Here is a 21,152-nt window from a genome sequence, read left to right as displayed (position 1 = left end):
ATGACGATATGAGCGAGATGCACGTGGGGAACCCTGCCGCCGTCCGCAGCCGTGAGGAGCTGGCTGCGCTGATGGCCGACGGGGTGCACCCGAAGTGGGTGATGTTCTGGGGGCACACCGCACGCAAGGACGGCGGCACCCGGCAGGAGTGCATGAGCCAGTGGTGGCCCGGCGAGTTCACCGTCGACGGGGTGACGTACGCCTCCGCCGAGCACTGGATGATGGCCGGCAAGGCCCGGATGTTCGGGGACGAGGACATCGCGCAGCAGGTGCTGAAGGCCCGGACGCCCGCCGAGGCGAAGAAGCTGGGGCGGCTGGTCAAGGACTTCGACGACGAGGTCTGGGTGGCCGGGCGGTTCGAGCTGGTCGTGGCGGGCAACGTCGCGAAGTTCGGGCAGGACGAGTCGCTGCGCGCGTACCTGCTGGGCACCGGCAGCCGGGTGCTGGTCGAGGCCAGTCCGGTGGACCGGATCTGGGGTATCGGGCTCGCGGCCGACGACATCCGGGCGCAGCAGCCCAGCGAGTGGCGCGGGCTGAACCTGCTCGGCTTCGCGTTGATGGAGGCGCGGGCGCGGCTGGCCGCATGAGCACGGTCGCTCCGCTGCTGGACGGGACGGTGGTGGCTTCGGCCGCCACCGCCTTGCTCCTGGCTCCGGGGGTGCCGAAGGCGTCGAAGACGCCAGAGGTGCCGGTGCTGCGGGCCAGGGCCCGGCCCAGCCGCCGGGGCGCGATCGGGCCGGAGGCGGTACTGGCCGCCATCGTCGCGCTCATCTACCTCAACCAGCTCCTGGTCGCCGTCTACGTGAACCGGGTCCACGGCGGGGACCCGTCCTTCATCGCCCGCTACCTGCCGCCCGGCTGGTTCGATGTCCCCCGCCTCAGCGCCCTCGACTCCCTCGCCGCCCGCTTCCCGGCGCCGGAGCTGTTGGCGCCGTCCGTCCTGCGGGTGCAGGCGTTCCTCGAACTGCCGCTCGTCCTCCTGGCGTTCGTGTCGGTCGTCCGGCGGCTGGACCGCGAGCTGTACGTCCGGCTGGCCCGTTCGCCGCTGGTCCCGCTCGCCGCCGTCTCGTACACCGTGGCGTTCTGCGCGGTCGAGTGGGACCTGCGGAATCCGTACACCATGGACGACCTCGCCCTGCGCGTGCTCTCCGTCGCCGTCACACCGCCGCTGATCGTCTGGTTGGCCCGGCGCGAACCGGCCGGCGACCGCCCCGCCCGCCGCCACCTGTTCCTCTTCGCGCTCGACCTGTGGGCGTACGGGCAGTTGATGCTGGTGCTGTACGACACCGCGCTGCTCTACAATCTCGCCCGGATCGGCGGCCATCTCCTCTCCGCCGCAGTCGCGTTGACGGTTCTCGTCGGCACCCGCCTCGCCGAGAGCCGCCTCGCAGCCACCCGCCACACGGCCGCCCGCCTCGCGGCCCGCTCCGTCACACCGCCGGCCGCCCCCCGCACCGCCACCCTCACCGAGACCATCGGCCGGGCGCTCACGCTCTTCCTCGTCCCAGCCCTGGCGATCCGCTACGCCGAGACCTTCGGCACACCCCAACTCGCCGCGCTCGCTGGACTCTTGGTGATCGGATCGGCAGCCCGGCGGGACACCCTGTGCCTTCTCCTGCCCGCGGCCGCAGGTGCCGTGGTCGGGTATGCCGTCGCCGTCCTCGCCCCCGGCCCGTACTACGAGGCGACCCTCCTACGGAGCGCGACCGGCGCACTTCTTGCAATGACCGCCCTCTGCGCGCTCCTTGACACCACTCGGACACGACTGGTCGTGCGCTCTTAACTCCCCAGCCACATACCAACGCCAGGATGTCCTGCAGTCAGGGTCTGGATGGACAGGTTGGGGCGATCATGCGCATGCGGCCGACGGCACAACCCGCAGGCCAACAGCTGGGGGGCGAGCGACAAGCCGCCGAACTCCGCGCAGAGCTGGACGAGTTACTCCGTGCGAGCCGTTACGCGAGTCAGCGTGAACGGCGACTGAACGAGGCGATCCGGGCGAGCCCGGGGCGCCAGCGGCCGGACGGTGACCTGCTGCGGCAACTCGCCCAGGCCCGCACCCTCCGCGAGGGGTTGGGCGCCCGGTGCCTCCAACTCAGCGACCGGTTGGAGGCCTTGGAGACACGACTCAGACACGGAGAGCAGGACCCACACCAGCAGTACCACCAGCAGTACCGACCGGAGCCGGAACCGGCGCATCAGCCGGAGCCGCAGCCGCAACCCTCGCCCCGGCAGGCCCCGCCCTCCCCCGCCCGCCCCGACATCGGCGCCCTCACCGAGCGGATCTCCACCCTCCACCGCACCGGCGCCCTCACCGAGGCCGAGGAGCTGCTCGACCAGGCGGCGGCCCGCCTGGAGCCCGCCGACGCCGCACTGTTGGTCGGCATGCTCGCCCAGTACGGCCCGACCGGCGCCTCCCTCCACCTCGCCCGCAGCACCGCGCAGGCCGCGCCCGAGCACGCCGTCGCCGTCCTGGCGGAGCTGCGCGAGCTGGGCCTGGCCGAGGAGGCGGCCGAACTGTTCCACGCCTTCTGGGCCTACCCGGCCGCCTCCGTCCCGGGGCTCCTCTCGGCGCTGGAGCAGGCGGGGCAGAACGCGGACGGCGCGACGCTCCTGTGGGAGTGGGGCTCGGCGCCGACGCCCGAGCTGACGTCCCTCGCCGCCTGCCTCCAGCAGCACGGCCGCCCCGGCGACGTCCGGACGCTGCTGCGCCAGGCGGCCGGCCGTCCCACCGCCGACCTCGCCGACCTCGTCACCGAGCTGCCGCCGGCGCTCGCCACGGACCTGCTGCAGGAACTGGCGGCGCTCCGCCCGCCCGTCGAACTGGTGCGCCTGGCGGCCGCGTTGGACGGCGCCGGCAGCCGGAACCTGTACGGCGAGCTGCTGGACGCACTCCGCGCCGGCGGGCCCCGCCACCGCACCACCCTCGCCGCCCTCCGCGCGGCCGGCCTGCCGACCACCCCGCCCACAGCCCCCCGCTCCCGCTGGGGACGCAGGTAACGGCTGCCGCCGCAGCGAGGCCGCACACAGCGAGGAGCCCCCGACCGCCCCGAGATCAGGGCGGTCGGGGGCTCCCCGAACAGGCGGACCCGTCCTAGCAGCCGATCAGGCGCGCACCCAGGTACGCCTTGACCTGGTCCAGCGAGACGCGCTCCTGCGACATGGTGTCGCGGTCGCGGATGGTCACCGCGTTGTCCTCGAGGGTGTCGAAGTCGACGGTGACGCAGAACGGCGTGCCGATCTCGTCCTGGCGGCGGTAGCGCTTGCCGATCGCGCCGGCGTCGTCGAACTCGACGTTCCAGGCGGTGCGCAGGTCGGCGGCGAGGCCGCGGGCCTTCGGGGAGAGGTCGGCGTTGCGCGACAGCGGCAGGACGGCGACCTTGACCGGGGCCAGGCGCGGGTCGAGCCGCATGCCGACGCGCTTCTCCATGACGCCCTTGGCGTTGGGCGCCTCGTCCTCGAAGTAGGCGTCGATCAGGAAGGCGAGCATGGCGCGGTTGAGGCCGGCCGCCGGCTCGATGACGTACGGGAAGTAGCGCTCGCCGGACTCCTGGTCGAAGTACTTCAGGTCCTGGCCGGACGCCTCGCTGTGCACCCGCAGGTCGTAGTCGGTGCGGTTGGCGACGCCCTCGAGCTCGGAGAACTCGCTGCCACCGAAGTTGAAGCGGTACTCGATGTCCACCGTGCGCTTGGCGTAGTGGGAGAGCTTCTCCTTCGGGTGCTCGAAGAAGCGCATGTTCTCGGTGCGCAGGCCGAGGTCGACGTACCAGTCCCAGCGCTGCTGGAGCCAGTACTCGTGCCACTGCTCGTCCTCGCCCGGCTTGACGAAGAACTCCATCTCCATCTGCTCGAACTCGCGGGTGCGGAAGATGAAGTTGCCGGGGGTGATCTCGTTGCGGAAGCTCTTGCCGGTCTGGGCGATGCCGAACGGCGGCTTCTTGCGCGAGGTGGTCTGGACGGCCTTGAAGTTGGTGAAGATGCCCTGCGCCGTCTCGGGGCGCAGGAACGCGAGGCCGCTGGCCTCCTCGGTGACGCCGAGGTGGGTCTTCAGCATGCCCGAGAAGTCCTTGGGCTCCGTGAACTGGCCCTTGGTGCCGCAGTCGGGGCAGTTGACGTCCTTGAGACCGTTCGGCGGCGGGAAGCCGTGCTTGGCCTCGTACTTCTCTTCCAGGTGGTCGGCCCGGTGGCGCTTGTGGCAGGAGAGGCACTCGGTCAGCGGGTCGTTGAAGGTCGCGACGTGGCCGGAGGCCTCCCACACCTCGCGCGCCAGGATCACCGACGAGTCGAGGCCGACGACGTCCTCGCGGGCCTGGACCATCGCGCGCCACCACTGGCGCTTGATGTTCTCCTTGAGCTCGACACCCAGCGGTCCGTAGTCCCAGGCGGCACGCGTGCCGCCGTAGATCTCGCTGCAGGGGTAGACGAAGCCACGGCGCTTGCTCAGGCTGACGATCGTGTCGATCTTGTCGGCGGCCACAGTGCTCTCTTCAGTACGTACGGCACGGTCAGGGCACGGCTGGTTGCGCGTACCCGAATACCTCAGGTTACCGGCCATATGGGTACGTGATTCAAATCGGTATCGTCCGGCTGCCCCCACTCTTCGCCACCCCCCGTTCACCCGTCCGAGTGAGTTGACAATCATTTCCATCTTAGATGAGAATGATTGTCATGATGATCGGACTGCCTCGACGACGGACCCGCCGCTCCATAGCCATCGCCGCCACCGCGCTCGCCGCGCCCCTCGTCCTCACCGCCTGCGGAGGCAGCAGCAGCGCCGACAGCGGCAACGGCAAGCTGAAGGTCGTCGCCTCCTTCTACCCGATGGAGTTCCTCGCCCAGCAGATCGGCAAGGAGCACGTCGCGGTCACCGATCTCACCGCCGCCGGCGTCGAGCCGCACGACCTGGAGCTCACCGCCAAGCAGGTCGGCACCGTCCAGAAGGCCGACGCGATCCTCTACCTCAAGGGCCTGCAGCCCACCGTCGACCAGGCCGTCGCGCAGTCCTCCGGCAAGCACAGGATCGACGCCACCGCCGCCAGCCCGCTGGTCGACCACCACCTCGACGAGGGCTCCGAGGGCGACGGCAACGCAGCCGACGGCCACAAGCACGAGGGCCCGGCCGGCGACCCGCACATCTGGCTCGACCCGACCCGCTACGCGGCGATCGCCAAGAGCGTCGGCGACGAGTTCGCCAAGGCCGACCCGACCCACGCCGAGGACTACCGGAAGAACACCGACGAACTGGTCACCAAGCTCACCGCGCTCGACCAGGACTTCCGGGCCGGACTGAAGGACACCAAGACCAAGACCTTCGTCACCAGCCACGCCGCCTTCGGCTACCTCGCCGACCACTACGGCCTCACCCAGGTCGCCATCAACGGCGTCGACCCGGAGTCCGAGCCCACCCCGGCCCGCCTCGCCGCCGTACAGAAGGCCGCCAAGGACAACGGCGTCACCACGATCTTCTTCGAGACCCTGGTCAGCCCCAAGCTCGCCGACACCGTCGCCAAGGACCTCGGCCTCAAGACCGCCGTCCTGGACCCGCTGGAAGGCGTCAAGGACCCGGCCAAGGACGACTACCTCACCGTCATGAAGCAGAACCTGGCCAACCTCCAGGCCGCCCTCGGCGCCCCCGCCGGCAGCGGAACGCCTGCCACCCCGGCCGGAGCCGACGCCCCCACCCCCGACGCCACCACCCCTGCCGCCACCAGCTGACGGGACGGAACACCATGACGACCCACCCGATCCCCCCGGCCGTCCGCCTCCGTGCCGCCGTCGCCTCGCGCGGCGGCCGGCCGGTGCTGCGCGGCGTCGACCTCACCGTCCGGCCCGGCGAGGTCGTCGCCCTGCTGGGCGCCAACGGCTCCGGCAAGTCGACCACCGTCAAGACCGTGATCGGCTCCGTCCCGCTGGAGCACGGCACCCTGGAGCTGTTCGGCGCCCCGTACGGCTCCTTCCGCGCCTGGCACCGGATCGGGTACGTCCCGCAGCGCACCACCGCCGCCTCCGGCGTCCCGGCCACCGTGCGCGAGGTGGTCTCCACCGGACGACTGCCGCAGCACCGGCTGCTGCCGTTCCGCCGCAAGGACCGCGAGGCGGTGGACCGCGCGCTGGCCGCCGTCGGCATGCTGGAGCGGGCCGGGGACGGCGTGGCCGACCTGTCCGGCGGCCAGCAGCAGCGGGTGCTGATCGCCCGCGCCCTGGTCGGCTCCCCCGACCTGCTGATCATGGACGAGCCGATGGCCGGCGTGGACTCCGCCAGCCAGCAGGTGCTCGCCGACACGCTGCGCGCCGAGGTCGGCCGCGGTGCCGCCGTCCTCCTCGTGCTGCACGAACTCGGGCCGCTGGAACCGCTGATCGACCGCGCCGTCGTCCTGCGGGACGGCTGCGTCGCGCACGACGGCCCGCCCGTGCCCAACACCGGCCTGCACGCGCTGCCCGGCCACGACCACGTCCACCCGCACGCCGACCTGACCCCGCCGAGGCTGCTCGCATGACCGAGATGCTGTCCTACGACTTCATGCAGCGCGCCCTGCTCGCCGCCGTCCTGGTCGGGATCACCGCCCCGGCCGTCGGCATCTACCTGGTGCAGCGCCGCCAGGCCCTGATGGGCGACGGCATGGGCCACGTCGCGATGACCGGCGTCGGCCTCGGCTTCATCTTCCAGACCAGCCCGGTCTGGATGGCCGTGCTGGTCTGCGTGCTCGGCGCCGTCACCATGGAGCTGGTCCGCTCGCGCGGCAACCAGCGCGGCGACATCGCCCTCGCGATGCTCTTCTACGGCGGCATGGCCTGCGGCAAACTGCTCGTCTCGCTCTCCGCCCAGGCCGGCGCCGGCTCGCTGGAGAGCTACCTGTGGGGCTCGATCCTCACCGTCGCCCCCGCCGACCTGGCCGCGATCGCGGTGCTCGGCGCGGTGGTCATCGCGGTCACCGTCGGCCTGCGCCGCCAGCTGTTCGCGATCTGCCAGGACGAGGACTTCGCCCGGGTCACCGGCCTGCCGGTGCGCACCCTCAACCTGCTGCTCGCCGTGATGGCCGCGGTCACCGTCACCGTCGCCATGCGGGTGGTCGGCCTGCTGCTGGTCAGCGCCCTGATGGTGGTCCCGGTGGTCGCCGCCCAGCAGCTCACCCGATCCTTCGCCGCCACCCAGGCCGCCTCGATCGCGCTCGGCGTGGTGGTCTCGCTGGCCGGCGTCACCGGCTCCTACCAGCTCGACGTGCCCTCCGGCCCGGCCATCGTGCTGCTCGCCATCGCGGTCTTCGCGGTGTTCAGCGCGCTCGCCGCACCGCTCGCCCGCCGCCGCCACCGCCACCGCGCCGACACCGAGCACGGACCGAAGGTCTGCGACGTCGAACTGCCGCTCCAGTCGCCGGAGCGGACTTCCTCCGACACGACCACCCCTGACGGGCGGGCCGGGCTGGCACAATGAGGTGCGAGCCGACCACGACCCCAGGAGGACCCCCGGTGACCACCGCAGGCCCGTCGCCGCGTGCCCGATCGACCCGGCAGCGTGCCGCCGTCTCGGCGGCCCTGGACGAGATCGCGGACTTCCGCAGCGCACAGGAGCTCCACGACCTGCTCAAGCACCGCGGGGACTCCGTCGGTCTGACCACGGTCTACCGCACCCTGCAGTCGCTGGCGGACGCCGGTGAGGTCGACGTGCTGCGCACCGCCGACGGCGAGGCCGTCTACCGCCGGTGCAGCAGCGGGCACCACCACCACCTGGTCTGCCGGCACTGCGGCGCGACCGTCGAGGTGGAGGGCCCCGCGGTGGAGCGCTGGGCCAACTCGGTCGCCGCCGAGCACGGCTTCAGCGACATCGCCCACACGCTGGAGATCTTCGGCACCTGCGCGGAGTGCGCCAAGAAGCTCTGAGCCGGCCGACCGGCACACCTGCCGTACCGGTCGTACGACGCCGTACACAGCCGTACGCGACGGAAAGGACCCACCGGGCAGATCCCGGTGGGTCCTTTCCGTCGCATACGGAGCGCGTCAGCGCTGGGACGGCCGCGGCGCGGGGAGCTCGTTCGGGATCGCCCCGCCGAAGCGCCGGTCGCGCCGCGCGTACTGCTCGCAGGCGCGCCACAGGTCACGGCGGTCGAAGTCCGGCCAGAGCACGTCCTGGAACACGAACTCGGCGTAAGCGGACTGCCAGAGCAGGAAGTTGGAGGTGCGCTGCTCACCGCTGGGGCGCAGGAAGAGGTCCACGTCCGGCATGTCCGGGTGGTACATGTACTTGGCGAGGGTCTTCTCGTTGACCTTCTTCGGGTCCAGCCGCCCGGCCGCGACCTCCCGCGCGATCGCCTGCGTCGCGTCCGCCAGCTCGGCCCGGCCGCCGTAGTTGACGCACATGTAGAGCGTGACGGCGTCGTTGCCCTTGGTCTGCTCCTCGGCGACCTGCAGCTCCTGGACGACGCTCTTCCACAGCTTGGGCATCCGGCCGGCCCAGCGGATCCGCACGCCCATCGCGTCCATCTCGTCGCGGCGGCGGGCGATGACGTCCCGGTTGAAGTTCATCAGGAACTTCACCTCGTCGGGCGAGCGCTTCCAGTTCTCGGTGGAGAAGGCGTACAGCGAGATGTTCTTGACCCCGAGCTCGATGGCGCCCGCGAGGACGTCGAGCACCACGGACTCGCCGACCTTGTGGCCCTCGGTGCGGGGCAGCCCGCGCTCCTTGGCCCAGCGGCCGTTGCCGTCCATCACGATGGCGACGTGCTCGGGCACCAGCTCGCCGGGGATCTTCGGGGGCTGTGCGCCGCTGGGGTGCGGGGTCGGGGGCGCGTACGCCCGCTGCTTGCCGCCGCCGAAGAGCCGTCGCGCTGCCATGTGCTCACTTCTCCACGTATCTCATCGAGCGGATGCCCCGCTCCAGGTGCCACTGCAGATAGGCCGCGACCAGGCCGCTGCCCTCCCGCCAGTACCGCGGCTCGCAGGCGTCGGCCGTCCGCCAGTCCCCTGACAGCAGCGCCCCGAGCAGTACCAGTGTCTCAGGGGAGGGTACGGCACATCCCGGCACTCGGCAGTCCGGGCAGAGCACCCCGCCTGCGGCGAGCGAGAAGAAACGGTTCGGCCCCTCCAGACCGCACTTGGCGCAGTCCGTGAAGCTCGCGCCGTACCCGTTCACCGCGAGCGAGCGCAGCAGGAAGGCGTCCAGCACCAGGTGCGACTCGTGCACCCCCGCCGCCAGCGTGCGCAGCCCGCCCACCAGCAGCAGGTACTGCTGGACGGCGGGCTCGCCCTCGTTCTCGGCGAAGCGCTCGGCCGTCTCCAGCATCGCGGTGCCCGCGGTGTAGCGGCCGTAGTCGGTGACGATCGAACCGCCGTACGGCGCGATGGTCTCGACCTGGGTGCAGAGCGGCAACCCGCGGCCGATCAGCTCACTCCCCCGGCTGAAGAACTGCACGTCCACGTGCGAGAACGGCTCCAGGCGGGCACCGAACTTGGACTTGGTCTTGCGCACCCCGCGCGCCACCGCCCGCACCTTGCCGTGCTGGCGGGTCAGCAGGGTGATGATCCGATCGGCCTCGCCGAGCTTCTGCGCCCGCAACACGACGCCGTCGTCCCGGAAAAGACTCATGCCGACCATTCTCCCCCAGCCGCCGACAGCGGCGGACGGCCGCGGGCGGCGACGCACCGCGGGCGGACAGCGCCGGACAGCCGTGTTGCCCGCACCGGGGCCGTGGGGGAGGACCACTGCGGCGCGGGTCACGGCGGGCCCGGAGGGGGTTCGGGCCCGTTTGTGGGGGATTTCGGAGATGGTCGACGGGTGAAGCGGCGACGAGGGGCTACGTGTACGGGCTACGTGTACCGGTTGCTCGTGCCGGCTACTTGTACGGTGCCCGGGTCGCCGCCTCCAGCAGCGCCCCGACCCGCGCCTGCGGCAGGTCCAGGCAGCGCCCGACCGCGGTCAGCGCCTCGCGCTCCTGCGGCAGGTAGCGCCCGTCGGCCAGGGCGATCGCCGCGCCCTGCAGCAGCAGCCGTTCGCGGCCGTGGTGGGCGAGGTGCGGCGTGAGCGGTTCGAGCACCGCGTGCAGTTCGACGGCCAGGCCGCCGGCCATGCCGTGGGCGTCGTAGAGTTCGCCGCCGAGTCCGGAGAGCGCGGCGAGCGCGGCCAGCACCTGGGCCTCGCCGCAGTCCTCGAACCCGGCCTCGCGCACCGCCGCGCAGGCCGCGTCGCGCGCCTCCCGGTGGGCGGTGCCGCCGGCCGCGAGGAGGGCCAGCGCGATGGTGTACTGGGCGTCCCGCAGCATCGCGCCGAGGCGTACGCAGGTCAGCTGTTCGAGGCTCTCGACGCCGTACCGACCGTGGCAACTGGTGCACTGCACGCTGCCGATCACCGGTCCGAGCGGGAGCACCGGGGTGCCGAGCAACCGCAGCCACCGCCGGCCGTGCTGCCGGCGGTAGTTGCGGTCCCCGCCGCAGCCCGGGCAGAAGAAGTCACCGAGAACGTCAGTCCGCCACCGCGGGCGAACACCCCACAACCTGGTCACGGCGCCACTCCCCAGACATGGCAGGCGGCCTGCTCGACGATGGGCAGGTCACGCGACCGGACACCGAGCCGTCCCACCGACCCGGCTTTCCGGTGGATCGATGTTGCCATGGTTACCGGCACGTGTCAGTACCTCGAACGGCTTCCGATCCCAAAAAATGTGGCGCAGGACACAGCGCCCCCGCGCAGGTGCCTGGGTACGGCGAAGGGCCGCCCCGCAGGACGGCCCCGCCGTGTGCCACTCGTACGAACTACCCGCGCTGCGACCGGTTGACGGCGCTGATCATGGCCTTCAGCGAGGCCAGCACGGTGTTGCCGTCGATGCCCACGCCCCACAGCACCTGGCCGTCCACCGCGCACTCGACGTACGCGGCGGCCTGGGCGTCGCCGCCCTCGCTCAGCGCGTGCTCGGCGTAGTCCAGGACGCGCACGTCGAAGCCGATCCGGGCCAGCGCGTCCGCGAAGGCCGAGACCGGGCCGTTGCCGGCACCGCTCAGGGCCACCGGCGTGCCGTCCACCACGGCCTCGGCGGTCAGCGCGTCCCGGCCGTCCTCGGTGGTCAGGGTGCGCGAGCCGCTCAGCGCCACCCGGCCCCACGGGTTGTCGGTGGTCGGCAGGTACTCGTCCTCGAAGACCCGCCAGATCTCGGCCGGGGTGACCTCGCCTCCCTCGGCGTCGGTCTTGGCCTGGATGATCCGGGAGAACTCGATCTGCATCCGGCGCGGCAGGTCCAGCTTGTGGTCGTTCTTCAGGACGTACGCGACGCCGCCCTTGCCGGACTGGCTGTTGACCCGGATGACCGCCTCGTAGGTGCGGCCGACGTCCTTCGGGTCGATCGGCAGGTACGGCACGCCCCAGGTGTGTTCCTCCACCGGCACGCCCGCCGCCCTGGCGTCGGCCTCCAGGGTGTCGAAGCCCTTCTTGATGGCGTCCTGGTGCGAGCCGGAGAAGGAGGTGTACACCAGGTCACCGGCGTACGGGTGGCGCGGGTGCACCTCCATCTGGTTGCAGTACTCGGCGGTGCGGCGCACCTCGTCGATGTCGGAGAAGTCGATCTGCGGGTCGATGCCCTGCGAGAACAGGTTCATCCCCAGCGTCACCAGGTCGACGTTGCCGGTCCGCTCACCCTGCCCGAACAAGCAGCCCTCGATGCGGTCCGCGCCCGCCATGTAGGCCAGCTCGGCGGAGGCGACGGCGGTGCCGCGGTCGTTGTGCGGGTGCACCGACAGACAGACGAACTCGCGGCGGGACAGGTTGCGCGACATCCACTCGAACTGGTCGGCCTGGACGTTCGGGGTGGCCCGCTCGATGGTGGCCGGCAGGTTCAGGATGATCTCGCGGCCCTCGCCCGGCTGCCAGACGTCCATGACCGCCTCGCAGACCTCCAGCGCGAAGTCCAGCTCGGTGTCGACGAAGATCTCCGGCGAGTACTGGTAGCCGAAGACGGTGTCCTCGCCCAGCAGCTTCTCCGCGTACTCCATCACCAGCCGGGTGCCGTCGGTGGCGATCGCCTTGGTGGCCGCCTTGTCGTTGCGGAACACCACCCGGCGGAACAGCGGCGCCGTCGCGTTGTACAGGTGGACGGTCGCGCGCGGGGCGCCGACCAGCGCCTCGACGGTCTTCTCGATCAGCTCCTCCCGGGCCTGCGTCAGCACCGAGATGGTGACGTCCTCGGGGATCGCCCCCTCCTCGATCAGCGACCGTACGAAGGCGTGGTCGGTGGCACCGGAGGAGGGGAAGCCGACCTCGATCTCCTTGTAGCCCATGCCGACCAGCAGGTCGAACATCTTGCGCTTGCGGGCCGGGGACATCGGGTCGATCAGCGCCTGGTTGCCGTCCCGCAGGTCGGTCGAGAGCCAGCGCGGCGCCTTGGTGATCACGGAGTCCGGCCAGGTGCGGTCCGGCAGGTCCACGGTGCCGAACGGCAGGTAGCGCCCGTACCGCATGCCGGAGGGCTGCTGGCGCACGGCGGCGGCGGTGATCGGGGTGGGCCGGTCGACGAAGGCGCGAGCGGCGGGGATGGACGCGGCGGAGGTCTGCTCGGTCATGGAGGTGACTCTCGGCTTCCTGTGGATGCGTGGTGCGGGCGGGTCGGGAGGGATCAACACCGACTGGCCGGCCTCTGCTGCCGCTCGCGACCCGCCATTGGATCGCCGATTCCGCGCACAGCTCGTTCCCCGCGGCGAGGGAGCCGGCCCCAGTGGACTACAGGCCCTCGACGCGGCAGCTAAGAAGAAGCAGCCCGTTGCGCATGATGCCCCAGCGTAACCCAGCGCCGCGCGCCCCCGAAGTGATCCGGGCTCCCGTTCCACTCCTTGAGACGCCGACCGGTCATGTCAAGGGTGGTGACATTCGGTCATCGAGGCCTCACCCTGGGCCACATGACTGCAGCAGTACCGATCTGCGCGATTGTCCCGCCGTACGTCCTGGACCGCCTCGCCGAGGCCGGTCACGAAGCCGCCGTCCACTCCCTCGCACTCGACGCCGCGCACCGCGCGGCCCGCCTCTCCCCGCCCCCGCCCACCGGCGGCGCCCCGGGCCTCAACCGGGTGATCTCCGACGCCGCCCACGGCCAGCGGCTGCCCGGCCGCACCGCGCGCACCGAGGGCCAGGCGGCGGTCGCCGACGCCTCCGTCAACCACGCCTACGACGGCCTCGGCGCCACCTTCGCGCTCTACGCCGACGCCTTCGGCCGGCACTCCATCGACGACCACAACCTGCGGCTGGACGCCAGCGTCCACTACGGCCGCAACTACGACAACGCCTTCTGGAACGGCCACCAGATGGTCTTCGGCGACGGCGACGGCGAGATCTTCGGCGACTTCACCGCCTGCATCGACGTCATCGGCCACGAACTCACCCACGGCGTCACCCAGTTCACCGCCGGACTCGACTACCAGGACCAGCCCGGCGCGCTCAACGAGTCGGTCTCCGACGTCTTCGGCTCGCTGGTCAAGCAGTACGCGCTGCGCCAGAGCGCCGCCGACGCCGACTGGCTGATCGGCGCCGGACTGCTCGCCCCCGGCGTCCAGGGCGTGGCGCTGCGTTCGATGAAGGCGCCCGGCACCGCCTACGACGACCCCCGGCTCGGCAAGGACCCGCAGCCCGCGCACATGCGGGACTACGTGAACACCGCCGAGGACAACGGCGGCGTGCACATCAACTCCGGCATCCCCAACCACGCGTTCTACCTGCTGGCCACCGCCCTCGGCGGCTCGGCCTGGGAGCGCGCCGGGCGGATCTGGTACGACGCGCTGACCGGCCGCACACTGCCCGCCGACGCCGACTTCACCGCCTTCGCCCGGGCCACCGTGGCCGCCGCCAAGGCCCGCTACCCCGACCAGTCCTCGGTCGCGGACACCGTCACGGCTTCCTGGGCGCAGGTCGGGATCAGCCCGGGGTGACCGGATGACCTCATCACCGTACGGCCGGGCAGAGGAGCCGAGACCGGCTGAGACCGGGTTGAGGTGCGCTTAAGGTCACGGTCCGGGAAAAGCGCCGCAAAAGCCTTCCCTGCGTACCACCATGGACACCATGCGTATCCAGGTGACCCGGACCGGCGGCTTCGCCGGAATCGTCCGCCACGCGGAGCTCGACAGCGCCGAGCGCACGGACGCCCCGCACGTCCACGCCCTCGCCCGCGAGGCCGTCGCGGGCGGGCTGCGCGCCCCCTCGTACGGGGTGCCGGACGGTTTCCACTACGAGATCACCGTCGACGGCCGGACGGTGTACTGCGCCGACCCGAAGCTCACCGACTCGCAGCGGGAGCTGGTGTCGCTGGTGCTGCGCGAGGGCGCGTAGCACCAGCGACGGCGGCGGAAGCGGCGACCGGCGCTCGAACTCCCCGGTCAGGGGCCCCGGTTCAGGGGCCCCGGTTCAGAAGCCGAGCTTGCGCAGCTGCTTCGGGTCGCGCTGCCAGTCCTTGGCGACCTTGACGTGCAGGTCGAGGTAGACCGGCGTGCCGAGCAGCGCCTCGATGTGCTTGCGGGCGGTGGTGCCGACGTGCTTCAGCCGCGAGCCCTTGGCGCCGATCACGATCGCCTTCTGGCTCTGCCGCTCGATGTAGACGTTGGCGTGGATGTCCAGCAGCGGGCGGTCCGCCGGGCGGCCCTCGCGCGGGAGCATCTCCTCGACCACGACGGCCAGCGAGTGCGGCAGCTCGTCCCGCACGCCCTCGAGCGCGGCCTCGCGGATCAGCTCGGCGACCATGATCTGCTCGGGCTCGTCGGTGAGGTCGCCGTCCGGGTAGAGCTGGTCGCCCTCCGGCAGCAGCTTGGTGAGCAGGTCGGCGGCCAGTTCGACCTGCTTGTCGCCGACTGCGGAGACCGGGATGATCTCGGCCCACTCGAAGCCCAGCTCGATGCCGAGCTGGTGGATGGCGATCAGCTGCTCGGCCAGGCGCTTGGAGTCGACCAGGTCGGTCTTGGTGACGATGGCGACCTTCGGGGTCTTCTTGATCCCGGCGATCTCCTTGGCGATGAACTTGTCGCCGGGGCCGATCTTCTGGTCGGCGGGCAGGCAGAAACCGATCACGTCGACCTCGGCCCAGGTGCTGCGGACCAGGTCGTTGAGGCGCTCGCCGAGCAGCGTGCGCGGCTTGTGCAGACCGGGGGTGTCGACCAGGACGAGCTGGGCGTCGGGGCGGTGCACGATGCCGCGCACGGTGTGCCGGGTGGTCTGAGGGCGGTCGGAGGTGATCGCGACCTTCGTCCCCACCAGGGCGTTGGTCAGGGTCGACTTGCCCGCGTTGGGCCGGCCGACGAAGCACGCGAACCCGGAGCGGTACGAGGAGGAAGGGGCATTCATGGGCTCCATTCTCCCTGATCACCGGAGCCCCGCTGCCCGGGGTCGCCCCCGGGCGCGTTCAGCCCTGCTTTCCGCCCTTGGCGTTCCCGGGAATCAGCGAGACCACCACCAGCACCAGCAGGAATCCGAGCGAGCCGAACAGCCAGCCCTGCGAACCGGTCTCCTGCCATTTCCCCAGCCCCATCACGAACAGCAGCAGCCCGGCGAAGAACGCCACCGCCCCCATGTCCCAGCCCCCCTCACCGAGTCCACTCCCCCGGTGAGATTATCTGCAGAACTCGTGGGGGCCACCACGCCGGGTGGTGCCGGGCCGAGAAGGCCCCGCAAGGGCCCTGGCCGCCCCTCAACAGCCCCCCCAGAGCCCCTCCGTGCCCCCTCGGCAGCCCCCCAGCGCCGCTCAGCGCGCCTCGGCCGCCACCCGCAGCGCCCCGTCCGGACCGGCCAGCAGCACCGGCGTCCCGGCCCCGCCCAGGTCCCGCACCGCCGCCAGGTCGGCCTCGGCCGGCTGCTCCGCCTCGCTCACCACGGCCGCCGCCTCCAGCGACTTGGCGCCGCTGGCCACCGCCATCGCCACCGCCGTCTGCAGCGCGCTCAGCCGCAGCGACTCCAGGGCGACCGTCCCGGCCACGTAGGTCCGGCCGGTCTCGTCACGCACCGCGGCCCCCTCGGGGACGCCGTTGCGGGCGCGGGCCGAGCGGGCCAGGGTGATGATCTTCTTGTCTTCGGGGTCGAGCTCGACGATGTCACTCATGCCGCCGAGCATAGGCCGCCGCCCGTCGCCACCGGATCGCGAGCGCCCCGGAGGCGAGCGGGCGAGTAGCAGCGGCTCAGTGGCCGACCGGGTGGGTCGGGCCCGGGTTCGGGCGGAGGACCTTGACGAAGGTCTTCGGCCCGGACGGCATCGGCTCCTCGTTCTCGGCGCGATGGCGCCAGTACGGGTTGTCGTGCGGCAGATGGCTGCTCACCCGGCCGTACATCCCGAATGTCGTCAGGACGACCCCGAAGACGAACGCGAACAGCACGTTCGACATCCGGAAGTTGAGGATGTTGGCCTCCGGCCGTCCGAGCACCGTCAGGCCGTAGAAACCGGACAGGACGAACAGCACGCCCACCGCCATGTTCAGGTTGGCGGCGAAGTTCCCGCCGATCACCGCCCCGATCACCAGGATCGCGCCCGCCACGATGGACAGGACGGCCAGCGCGCCGTTGGTCGACAGCCCCGCGACCTGATCGCCCCGGGTGTCGAGGAAGCCCGGGTGGTCGGCCAGCCCGAGGGCCCCGAACACGATCAGGAAGACTCCTCCGAGCCCCGCTCCGATCCGCCAGACCATGAGGAGCTTGTGGTCGACGGGCAGTTCGTCTTGCAGCTTCATGGCGACCTCCAGAGCTCAGCCATGGCCTAGCTGTAGGGGTGGCTCCCCTGCATGTGGGGCGTCTCGTGCATGTAGAGCGAGCCGCACTGCTGGCAGCAGCGCAGCCCGGTGCCCCACTCCTGCTCGGGCCGCGTCTCGGCGTCGTCGGGCATGGTCCGGCCGCAGAGCGCCGTCGAGAGGTCCCGGTCCCGCACCACGTGCCAGGACCTGACTCCGCCGGCCACCCCCTGCGGGCCGTACTCCGCGCGCAGTTTGTGCGTCATGCCCTCCATGGTCGCTCGGCGGCAGCCCACCCGCTACTCGCCCGCGAACTCCTCGGCCTCGTCGCCCTTGCGGACCGGGGTGGCGACCATCGAGCCGATCCGGTTGCGGCGGCCGGCCGAGGACTCGGCGGTCAGCAGGATGCCGGTCAGGCCGTCCGTGGCCGGCTCCGGCAGCGGGATCTCGCAGGCGGAACCGGGGATCGGCACCCGGCCGAGGTGCTTGGCCAGCAGGCCGCCGACGGTCTCGACGTCCTCGTCCTCCAGCTCGATGCCGAACAGCTCGCCCAGGTCCTCGACCAGCAGGCGGGCGGTGATCCGGTACGAGCCGTCGCCGAGGTCCTCCACCGGCGCGATCTCCCGGTCGTACTCGTCGGTGATCTCGCCGACGATCTCCTCCAGGACGTCCTCGATGGTGACCAGGCCGGCCGTGCCGCCGTACTCGTCGATCACGATCGCCACGTGCGAGCGGCGCTGCTGCATCTCGCGCAGCAGGTCGCCGGCCGGCTTGGAGTCCGGGACGAACACGGCCGGGCGCATCACCGCGCCGACCTCCTCGGCCTCCGCCTCCCGGTTGATGTGGGTGCGCCGCACCAGGTCCTTGAGGTAGACGATGCCGACCACGTCGTCCTCGTTGTCGCCGACCACCGGGATCCGCGAGAAGCCGGAGCGCAGCGCCAGGGTGAGGGCCTGCCGGACGGTCTTGTGCCGCTCGATCATCACCAGGTCGGTGCGCGGCACCATCACCTCGCGCACGATGGTGTCGCCCAGTTCGAAGACGGAGTGCACCATCCGGCGCTCCTCGTCCTCGATCAGGTCGTCCTTCTCGGCGAGGTCCACCAGGGCCCGCAGTTCCGCCTCGGAGGCGAACGGCCCCTCCCGGTAGCCCTTGCCCGGGGTCAGCGCGTTGCCGAGGAGGATCAGCAACCGCGGGATCGGGCCGAGCACGGCGGCCAGCGGCAGCAGCACGAAGGAGGCCGCGGTCGCCGTGGTGAGCGGGTGCTGGCGCCCGATCGTGCGCGGCGAGACCCCCACCGCGACGAAGGACACCAGCACCATCACGCCGAACGCCAGCAGCACGGCCTGCCAGGTCGGGGTGAGGTTGCGCACGCACACCACGGTGACCAGGACGGCCGCCGCCATCTCGCTGGCCACCCGGATCAGGGTCGCCAGGTTGAGGTAGCGGATCGGGTCGGAGGCGAGGGTCAGCAGGCGCGCGGAGCCGCGCCGGCCGACCCGCACGGCCTCCTCCGCCCGGAACCGCGAGACCCGGGAGATGCCCGCCTCGGCGCACGCGGCCAGCCAGCCGAGGACGACGAGCAGCACGGCACCGAGGATGAAGCTCGTACTCTCACCACTCACAGGGGTCGGGCTCCGCGCTCAGTGGGTGGTGGGGGCCGGGGAGATGCCGCCGAGGCCGCGGCCCGCCCGCCAGTCGTCCAGGATGCGCTTCTGGAGGGCGAACATCTCCTCCTCTTCCTCGGGCTCCTCGTGGTCGTAGCCGAGGACGTGCAGCACGCCGTGCACGGTGAGCAGTTGCAGCTCCTCGTCCATCGAGTGCTTCGAGGGGGCGGACTTGCCCTGCTGCTCGGCGACCTCGGGGCAGAGCACGATGTCGCCGAGCAGGCCCTGCGGCAGCTCCTCGCCCTCCTTGCCGGGACGCAGCTCGTCCATGGGGAAGGACATCACGTCGGTAGGCCCGGGCAGGTCCATCCACTGGATGTGCAGCTCCTCCATCGCCGCTCCGTCCACCAGGATCACGGACAGTTCGGACTGCGGGTGGATCCGCATCTTGTCCAGGGCGAAGCGGGCGACGTCGAGGATGGCTTCCTCATCGGCGTCCCAACCGGACTCGTTGGCGATGTCGATCGACATGACGGGCTGTGTGCTCAGCTTTCGGTGCGATGGGACTGGCGGGGTGCTCGGGGCGCCGTGGTCTTGCCCGGGCGCCGCTGGGCGGGCTTGCGGGGAGGGGTGGTGCCCTCCTCGGCCTCCTGGCGGGCGTCCCAGCGCTCGTAGGCGTCCACGATCCGGCCGACCAGCTTGTGGCGGACCACGTCGGTGCTGGTGAGGACGGAGAAATGGATGTCGGGCACGTCGGCCAGGATCTCCTGGACGACCTTGAGGCCGCTCCTGGTGCCGCCCGGGAGGTCGATCTGGCTGGTGTCGCCGGTGACGACCACCCGGGAGTTGAACCCGAGGCGGGTGAGGAACATCTTCATCTGCTCGGGCGAGGTGTTCTGGGCCTCGTCGAGGATGATGAAGGCGTCGTTGAGGGTGCGGCCGCGCATGTACGCGAGCGGCGCGACCTCGATGGTGCCGGCCGCCATCAGGCGCGGGATGGAGTCCGGGTCCATCATGTCGTGCAGCGCGTCGTAGAGCGGGCGCAGGTACGGGTCGATCTTCTCGTAGAGGGTGCCGGGCAGGAAGCCCAGCCGCTCCCCCGCCTCGACCGCCGGGCGGGTCAGGATGATCCGGTTGACCTCCTTGGCCTGCAGGGCCTGCACGGCCTTGGCCATCGCCAGGTAGGTCTTGCCGGTGCCGGCCGGGCCGAGGCCGAAGACGATCGTGTGCTTGTCGATCGCGTCGACGTAGCGCTGCTGGTTGAGGGTCTTGGGGCGGATCGTGCGGCCGCGGTTGGACAGGATGTTCGCGGTGAACACCTGGGACGGCGCCGGGCTGTCCGGGTCCTGCTCCTGGCTGCGGAGCATGGCGATGGAGCGCTCCACGGAGTCCTCCGTCAGGGGCTGGCCGGTGCGCAGCACCAGCATCATCTCGTTGAAGAGCTTCTGCACGAGGGCGACTTCGGCGCGCGCCCCGGTGGCGGTCACCTCGTTGCCCCGGACGTGGATGTCGGCGGCGGGGAAACCCTGTTCGATCACGCGCAGCAGCGAGTCCGCGGTGCCGAGCAGGGTGACCATCGGGTGCTTCTCGGGGATGACGAACCGGGCGCTGACACGGCCGTCGTCGGCCGGTTCGGAACGCGACTGTCCGTTGGTACGGGTCTGCGATGTGTCACTCATAGGTCGGCGCTGGGGCCTGCCTCATCCCATCCGTGGTGTCGTGTGCCGCTCGGTGTCTCCGGGGCACCAGGGTACGCCGCGAGCGTGATCGCCGCGGCGGGCGGCGGGGCCGCACCCGTCGATGCTGCGGCAGTTCGCGGGACGGCGCGAGCCCTTTTTTCCGCGGGTACCCGGCGCGGGCGGGTTCACGGCCGACGCGGGCCGGTTCACCGCCGACGAAGGCGGGTTGACAGCCGACGACGGCGGGTTCACGGCCGGCGAAGGCGGCTTCACGGCTGACGGCGCACGGGCACGGGCACCCGGGCGAGGTCGGCGGCCAGCACCAGCTCCCCGTCGAAGTGCTTGCGGGCGTCGGCCAGATGCTGGCCGAGGTCCGGATAGCGCTGTGAGAAGTGGGTCAGCACCAGGGTGCGCGCGCCCGCCTCGGCGGCGACCTTGGCGGCCTGCCCGGCGGTGAGGTGGCCGTGCTCCTCGGCGAGACGGGCGTCGGCGTCGGTGAAGGTGGCCTCGACCACCAGCAGGTCGGTGCCCTCGGCGAGCGCGTACACGCCCTCGCAGAGCCGGGTGTCCATCACGAAGGCGAACTTCTGGCCCGGCCGCGGCTCGCTGACCTCGTCCAGGGTGACCCGCCGGCCGTCCGCCTCGATCGCGCCCTCGTGCTGCAGCCGGCCCACCGCCGGCCCGGAGACGCCCAGAGCGGCGAGCCGTTCGGGCACCAGCCGGCGGCCGTCCGGCTCGGCCAGCCGGTAGCCGAAGGACTCCACGGGGTGGTCCAGCCGCACGGCGTCCAGCGCGAAGCGGGCGCCGGGCGCGGGCAGCGGGCCCGGCTCGTCGATCGGCCGGGGCCGCAGCACGGCCGTCTCGTGGTACGCGGTGGCGTGCCGCAGCCGCTCGAAGTAGACCTCGCCGGAAGCCGGGAAGTAGACGTCCACCGGATGCGGGACGCGGTCCAGGTTGATCCGCTGGATCACCCCCGCGAGGCCCAGGCAGTGGTCGCCGTGGAAGTGGGTGACCGCGATCCGGGTGATCTGGGTGGCCGTGACCCCGGCGTGCAGCATCTGCCGCTGGGTGCCCTCGCCGGGGTCGAACAGCAGGCCCTCGCCGTCCCAGCGCAGCAGGTAGCCGTTGTGGTTGCGGTGCCGGGTGGGCACCTGGCTGGCGGTGCCGAGGACGACGAGTTCGCGCTGGGACACCTGGG

23 protein-coding genes are annotated in these 21,152 nt (G+C 71.6%); 9 read left to right on the top strand and 14 right to left on the bottom strand.

Annotated elements, in window-relative coordinates; genetic code table 11:
• The first annotated feature begins 8 nt into the window (after positions 1 to 8).
• From ACZ52J_RS19165 to ACZ52J_RS19155, 3 genes are all read left to right on the top strand, one after another.
• Positions 9 to 587, top strand: coding sequence for an NADAR family protein (locus ACZ52J_RS19165; RefSeq protein ID WP_465620167.1), 579 nt, complete (start codon positions 9 to 11; stop codon positions 585 to 587).
• The gene (locus ACZ52J_RS19160) at positions 584 to 1,783 is read left to right on the top strand and encodes a hypothetical protein (protein WP_465620165.1); all 1,200 of its coding nucleotides are present in this window, start codon (positions 584 to 586) and stop codon (positions 1,781 to 1,783) included. Before ACZ52J_RS19165 ends, ACZ52J_RS19160 begins: the two co-directional genes overlap by 4 nt.
• A 68-nt stretch (positions 1,784 to 1,851) precedes the next feature.
• Entirely contained in the window at positions 1,852 to 3,000 is a 1,149-nt protein-coding gene (locus ACZ52J_RS19155) for a hypothetical protein (protein WP_465620163.1), read from the top strand.
• A gap of 94 nt (positions 3,001 to 3,094) precedes the next feature.
• On the opposite strand, the gene ACZ52J_RS19150 is transcribed toward ACZ52J_RS19155, so the two are convergent.
• Positions 3,095 to 4,477 carry a glycine--tRNA ligase gene (locus tag ACZ52J_RS19150; RefSeq protein WP_360504275.1) on the bottom strand — a complete coding sequence of 461 codons (1,383 nt, stop codon included), beginning with the start codon at positions 4,475 to 4,477 and terminating at the stop codon, positions 3,095 to 3,097.
• A 191-nt stretch (positions 4,478 to 4,668) separates the two neighbouring features.
• Between ACZ52J_RS19150 and ACZ52J_RS19145 the strand changes: the two genes are divergently transcribed.
• The 4 genes from ACZ52J_RS19145 to ACZ52J_RS19130 are packed head-to-tail and all read left to right on the top strand — an operon-like array spanning position 4,669 to position 7,878.
• Complete coding sequence (locus ACZ52J_RS19145; protein WP_465620162.1) at positions 4,669 to 5,715, top strand: metal ABC transporter substrate-binding protein; 1,047 nt, start codon at positions 4,669 to 4,671, stop codon at positions 5,713 to 5,715.
• A 14-nt stretch (positions 5,716 to 5,729) separates the two neighbouring features.
• Positions 5,730 to 6,497, top strand: a complete 768-nt coding sequence (locus ACZ52J_RS19140) for a metal ABC transporter ATP-binding protein (protein ID WP_465620160.1) — start codon at positions 5,730 to 5,732, stop codon at positions 6,495 to 6,497.
• Positions 6,494 to 7,432, top strand: coding sequence for a metal ABC transporter permease (locus ACZ52J_RS19135; RefSeq protein ID WP_465620158.1), 939 nt, complete (start codon positions 6,494 to 6,496; stop codon positions 7,430 to 7,432). Before ACZ52J_RS19140 ends, ACZ52J_RS19135 begins: the two co-directional genes overlap by 4 nt.
• A gap of 35 nt (positions 7,433 to 7,467) precedes the next feature.
• A complete protein-coding gene (locus ACZ52J_RS19130; protein WP_360504280.1) occupies positions 7,468 to 7,878 on the top strand; it encodes a Fur family transcriptional regulator in 411 nt (136 codons plus the stop codon).
• A gap of 117 nt (positions 7,879 to 7,995) precedes the next feature.
• Here ACZ52J_RS19130 and ACZ52J_RS19125 read toward each other — a convergent pair whose 3' ends face one another.
• The 4 genes from ACZ52J_RS19125 to leuA form a co-directional block, all read right to left on the bottom strand.
• Positions 7,996 to 8,829 (bottom strand): isoprenyl transferase, encoded by an 834-nt coding sequence (locus ACZ52J_RS19125; protein ID WP_360504282.1) that lies wholly within the window; start codon positions 8,827 to 8,829, stop codon positions 7,996 to 7,998.
• Positions 8,830 to 8,833: 4 nt separating this feature from the next.
• On the bottom strand, positions 8,834 to 9,580 hold the full coding sequence (gene recO, locus ACZ52J_RS19120) for a DNA repair protein RecO (protein ID WP_360504284.1): 747 nt from the start codon (positions 9,578 to 9,580) through the stop codon (positions 8,834 to 8,836).
• A 247-nt stretch (positions 9,581 to 9,827) separates the two neighbouring features.
• The gene (locus ACZ52J_RS19115) at positions 9,828 to 10,493 is read right to left on the bottom strand and encodes a TerB family tellurite resistance protein (RefSeq protein WP_465620156.1); all 666 of its coding nucleotides are present in this window, start codon (positions 10,491 to 10,493) and stop codon (positions 9,828 to 9,830) included.
• A 250-nt stretch (positions 10,494 to 10,743) separates the two neighbouring features.
• The gene (gene leuA / locus ACZ52J_RS19110) at positions 10,744 to 12,540 is read right to left on the bottom strand and encodes a 2-isopropylmalate synthase (RefSeq protein WP_360504288.1); all 1,797 of its coding nucleotides are present in this window, start codon (positions 12,538 to 12,540) and stop codon (positions 10,744 to 10,746) included.
• Between the two features lie 333 nt (positions 12,541 to 12,873).
• Here leuA and ACZ52J_RS19105 point away from each other — a divergent pair, with 333 nt between their 5' ends.
• The gene (locus ACZ52J_RS19105; RefSeq protein WP_360504290.1) at positions 12,874 to 13,896 is read left to right on the top strand and encodes a M4 family metallopeptidase; all 1,023 of its coding nucleotides are present in this window, start codon (positions 12,874 to 12,876) and stop codon (positions 13,894 to 13,896) included.
• Between the two features lie 130 nt (positions 13,897 to 14,026).
• Positions 14,027 to 14,293, top strand: coding sequence for a protealysin inhibitor emfourin (locus ACZ52J_RS19100; RefSeq protein ID WP_360504292.1), 267 nt, complete (start codon positions 14,027 to 14,029; stop codon positions 14,291 to 14,293).
• Positions 14,294 to 14,368: 75 nt separating this feature from the next.
• Here ACZ52J_RS19100 and era read toward each other — a convergent pair whose 3' ends face one another.
• From era to ACZ52J_RS19055, 9 genes are all read right to left on the bottom strand, one after another.
• Positions 14,369 to 15,298 (bottom strand): GTPase Era, encoded by a 930-nt coding sequence (gene era / locus ACZ52J_RS19095; RefSeq protein ID WP_360504294.1) that lies wholly within the window; start codon positions 15,296 to 15,298, stop codon positions 14,369 to 14,371.
• Between the two features lie 58 nt (positions 15,299 to 15,356).
• On the bottom strand, positions 15,357 to 15,524 hold the full coding sequence (locus ACZ52J_RS19090) for a hypothetical protein (RefSeq protein ID WP_360504296.1): 168 nt from the start codon (positions 15,522 to 15,524) through the stop codon (positions 15,357 to 15,359).
• A gap of 171 nt (positions 15,525 to 15,695) precedes the next feature.
• Positions 15,696 to 16,049 (bottom strand): cytidine deaminase, encoded by a 354-nt coding sequence (locus ACZ52J_RS19085; protein WP_465620152.1) that lies wholly within the window; start codon positions 16,047 to 16,049, stop codon positions 15,696 to 15,698.
• Positions 16,050 to 16,125: 76 nt separating this feature from the next.
• Positions 16,126 to 16,671, bottom strand: a complete 546-nt coding sequence (locus tag ACZ52J_RS19080) for a DUF4383 domain-containing protein (RefSeq protein WP_465620151.1) — start codon at positions 16,669 to 16,671, stop codon at positions 16,126 to 16,128.
• 26 nt (positions 16,672 to 16,697) lie between these two features.
• A complete protein-coding gene (locus tag ACZ52J_RS19075) occupies positions 16,698 to 16,934 on the bottom strand; it encodes a hypothetical protein (protein ID WP_465620149.1) in 237 nt (78 codons plus the stop codon).
• 33 nt (positions 16,935 to 16,967) lie between these two features.
• Positions 16,968 to 18,293, bottom strand: coding sequence for a hemolysin family protein (locus ACZ52J_RS19070; RefSeq protein WP_360504304.1), 1,326 nt, complete (start codon positions 18,291 to 18,293; stop codon positions 16,968 to 16,970).
• 18 nt (positions 18,294 to 18,311) lie between these two features.
• Positions 18,312 to 18,806, bottom strand: a complete 495-nt coding sequence (gene ybeY / locus ACZ52J_RS19065) for an rRNA maturation RNase YbeY (protein WP_465620148.1) — start codon at positions 18,804 to 18,806, stop codon at positions 18,312 to 18,314.
• Positions 18,807 to 18,820: 14 nt separating this feature from the next.
• On the bottom strand, positions 18,821 to 19,954 hold the full coding sequence (locus tag ACZ52J_RS19060; RefSeq protein ID WP_396287807.1) for a PhoH family protein: 1,134 nt from the start codon (positions 19,952 to 19,954) through the stop codon (positions 18,821 to 18,823).
• 269 nt (positions 19,955 to 20,223) lie between these two features.
• On the bottom strand, positions 20,224 to 21,147 hold the full coding sequence (locus ACZ52J_RS19055; RefSeq protein ID WP_360504306.1) for a ribonuclease Z: 924 nt from the start codon (positions 21,145 to 21,147) through the stop codon (positions 20,224 to 20,226).
• Positions 21,148 to 21,152 lie beyond the last annotated feature (5 nt).

The sequence above is a fragment of the Kitasatospora sp. NPDC034035 genome (assembly GCF_055575755.1).
This window is presented reverse-complemented; position numbering and strand designations above follow the sequence as displayed.

Coding starts and splice junctions, on each gene's coding strand:
- leuA (WP_360504288.1), bottom strand. CDS start 12,540: ATGACCGAGCAGACCTCCGCCGCGTCCATCCCCGCCGCTCGCGCCTTC.
- ACZ52J_RS19100 (WP_360504292.1), top strand. CDS start 14,027: ATGCGTATCCAGGTGACCCGGACCGGCGGCTTCGCCGGAATCGTCCGC.
- ACZ52J_RS19090 (WP_360504296.1), bottom strand. CDS start 15,524: ATGGGGGCGGTGGCGTTCTTCGCCGGGCTGCTGCTGTTCGTGATGGGG.
- ACZ52J_RS19155 (WP_465620163.1), top strand. CDS start 1,852: ATGCGCATGCGGCCGACGGCACAACCCGCAGGCCAACAGCTGGGGGGC.
- ACZ52J_RS19165 (WP_465620167.1), top strand. CDS start 9: ATGAGCGAGATGCACGTGGGGAACCCTGCCGCCGTCCGCAGCCGTGAG.
- ACZ52J_RS19085 (WP_465620152.1), bottom strand. CDS start 16,049: ATGAGTGACATCGTCGAGCTCGACCCCGAAGACAAGAAGATCATCACC.
- ACZ52J_RS19075 (WP_465620149.1), bottom strand. CDS start 16,934: ATGACGCACAAACTGCGCGCGGAGTACGGCCCGCAGGGGGTGGCCGGC.
- ACZ52J_RS19140 (WP_465620160.1), top strand. CDS start 5,730: ATGACGACCCACCCGATCCCCCCGGCCGTCCGCCTCCGTGCCGCCGTC.
- recO (WP_360504284.1), bottom strand. CDS start 9,580: ATGAGTCTTTTCCGGGACGACGGCGTCGTGTTGCGGGCGCAGAAGCTC.
- ACZ52J_RS19125 (WP_360504282.1), bottom strand. CDS start 8,829: ATGGCAGCGCGACGGCTCTTCGGCGGCGGCAAGCAGCGGGCGTACGCG.
- ACZ52J_RS19080 (WP_465620151.1), bottom strand. CDS start 16,671: ATGAAGCTGCAAGACGAACTGCCCGTCGACCACAAGCTCCTCATGGTC.
- ybeY (WP_465620148.1), bottom strand. CDS start 18,806: ATGTCGATCGACATCGCCAACGAGTCCGGTTGGGACGCCGATGAGGAA.
- ACZ52J_RS19135 (WP_465620158.1), top strand. CDS start 6,494: ATGACCGAGATGCTGTCCTACGACTTCATGCAGCGCGCCCTGCTCGCC.
- ACZ52J_RS19105 (WP_360504290.1), top strand. CDS start 12,874: ATGACTGCAGCAGTACCGATCTGCGCGATTGTCCCGCCGTACGTCCTG.
- ACZ52J_RS19060 (WP_396287807.1), bottom strand. CDS start 19,954: ATGAGTGACACATCGCAGACCCGTACCAACGGACAGTCGCGTTCCGAA.
- era (WP_360504294.1), bottom strand. CDS start 15,298: ATGAATGCCCCTTCCTCCTCGTACCGCTCCGGGTTCGCGTGCTTCGTC.
- ACZ52J_RS19145 (WP_465620162.1), top strand. CDS start 4,669: ATGATGATCGGACTGCCTCGACGACGGACCCGCCGCTCCATAGCCATC.
- ACZ52J_RS19160 (WP_465620165.1), top strand. CDS start 584: ATGAGCACGGTCGCTCCGCTGCTGGACGGGACGGTGGTGGCTTCGGCC.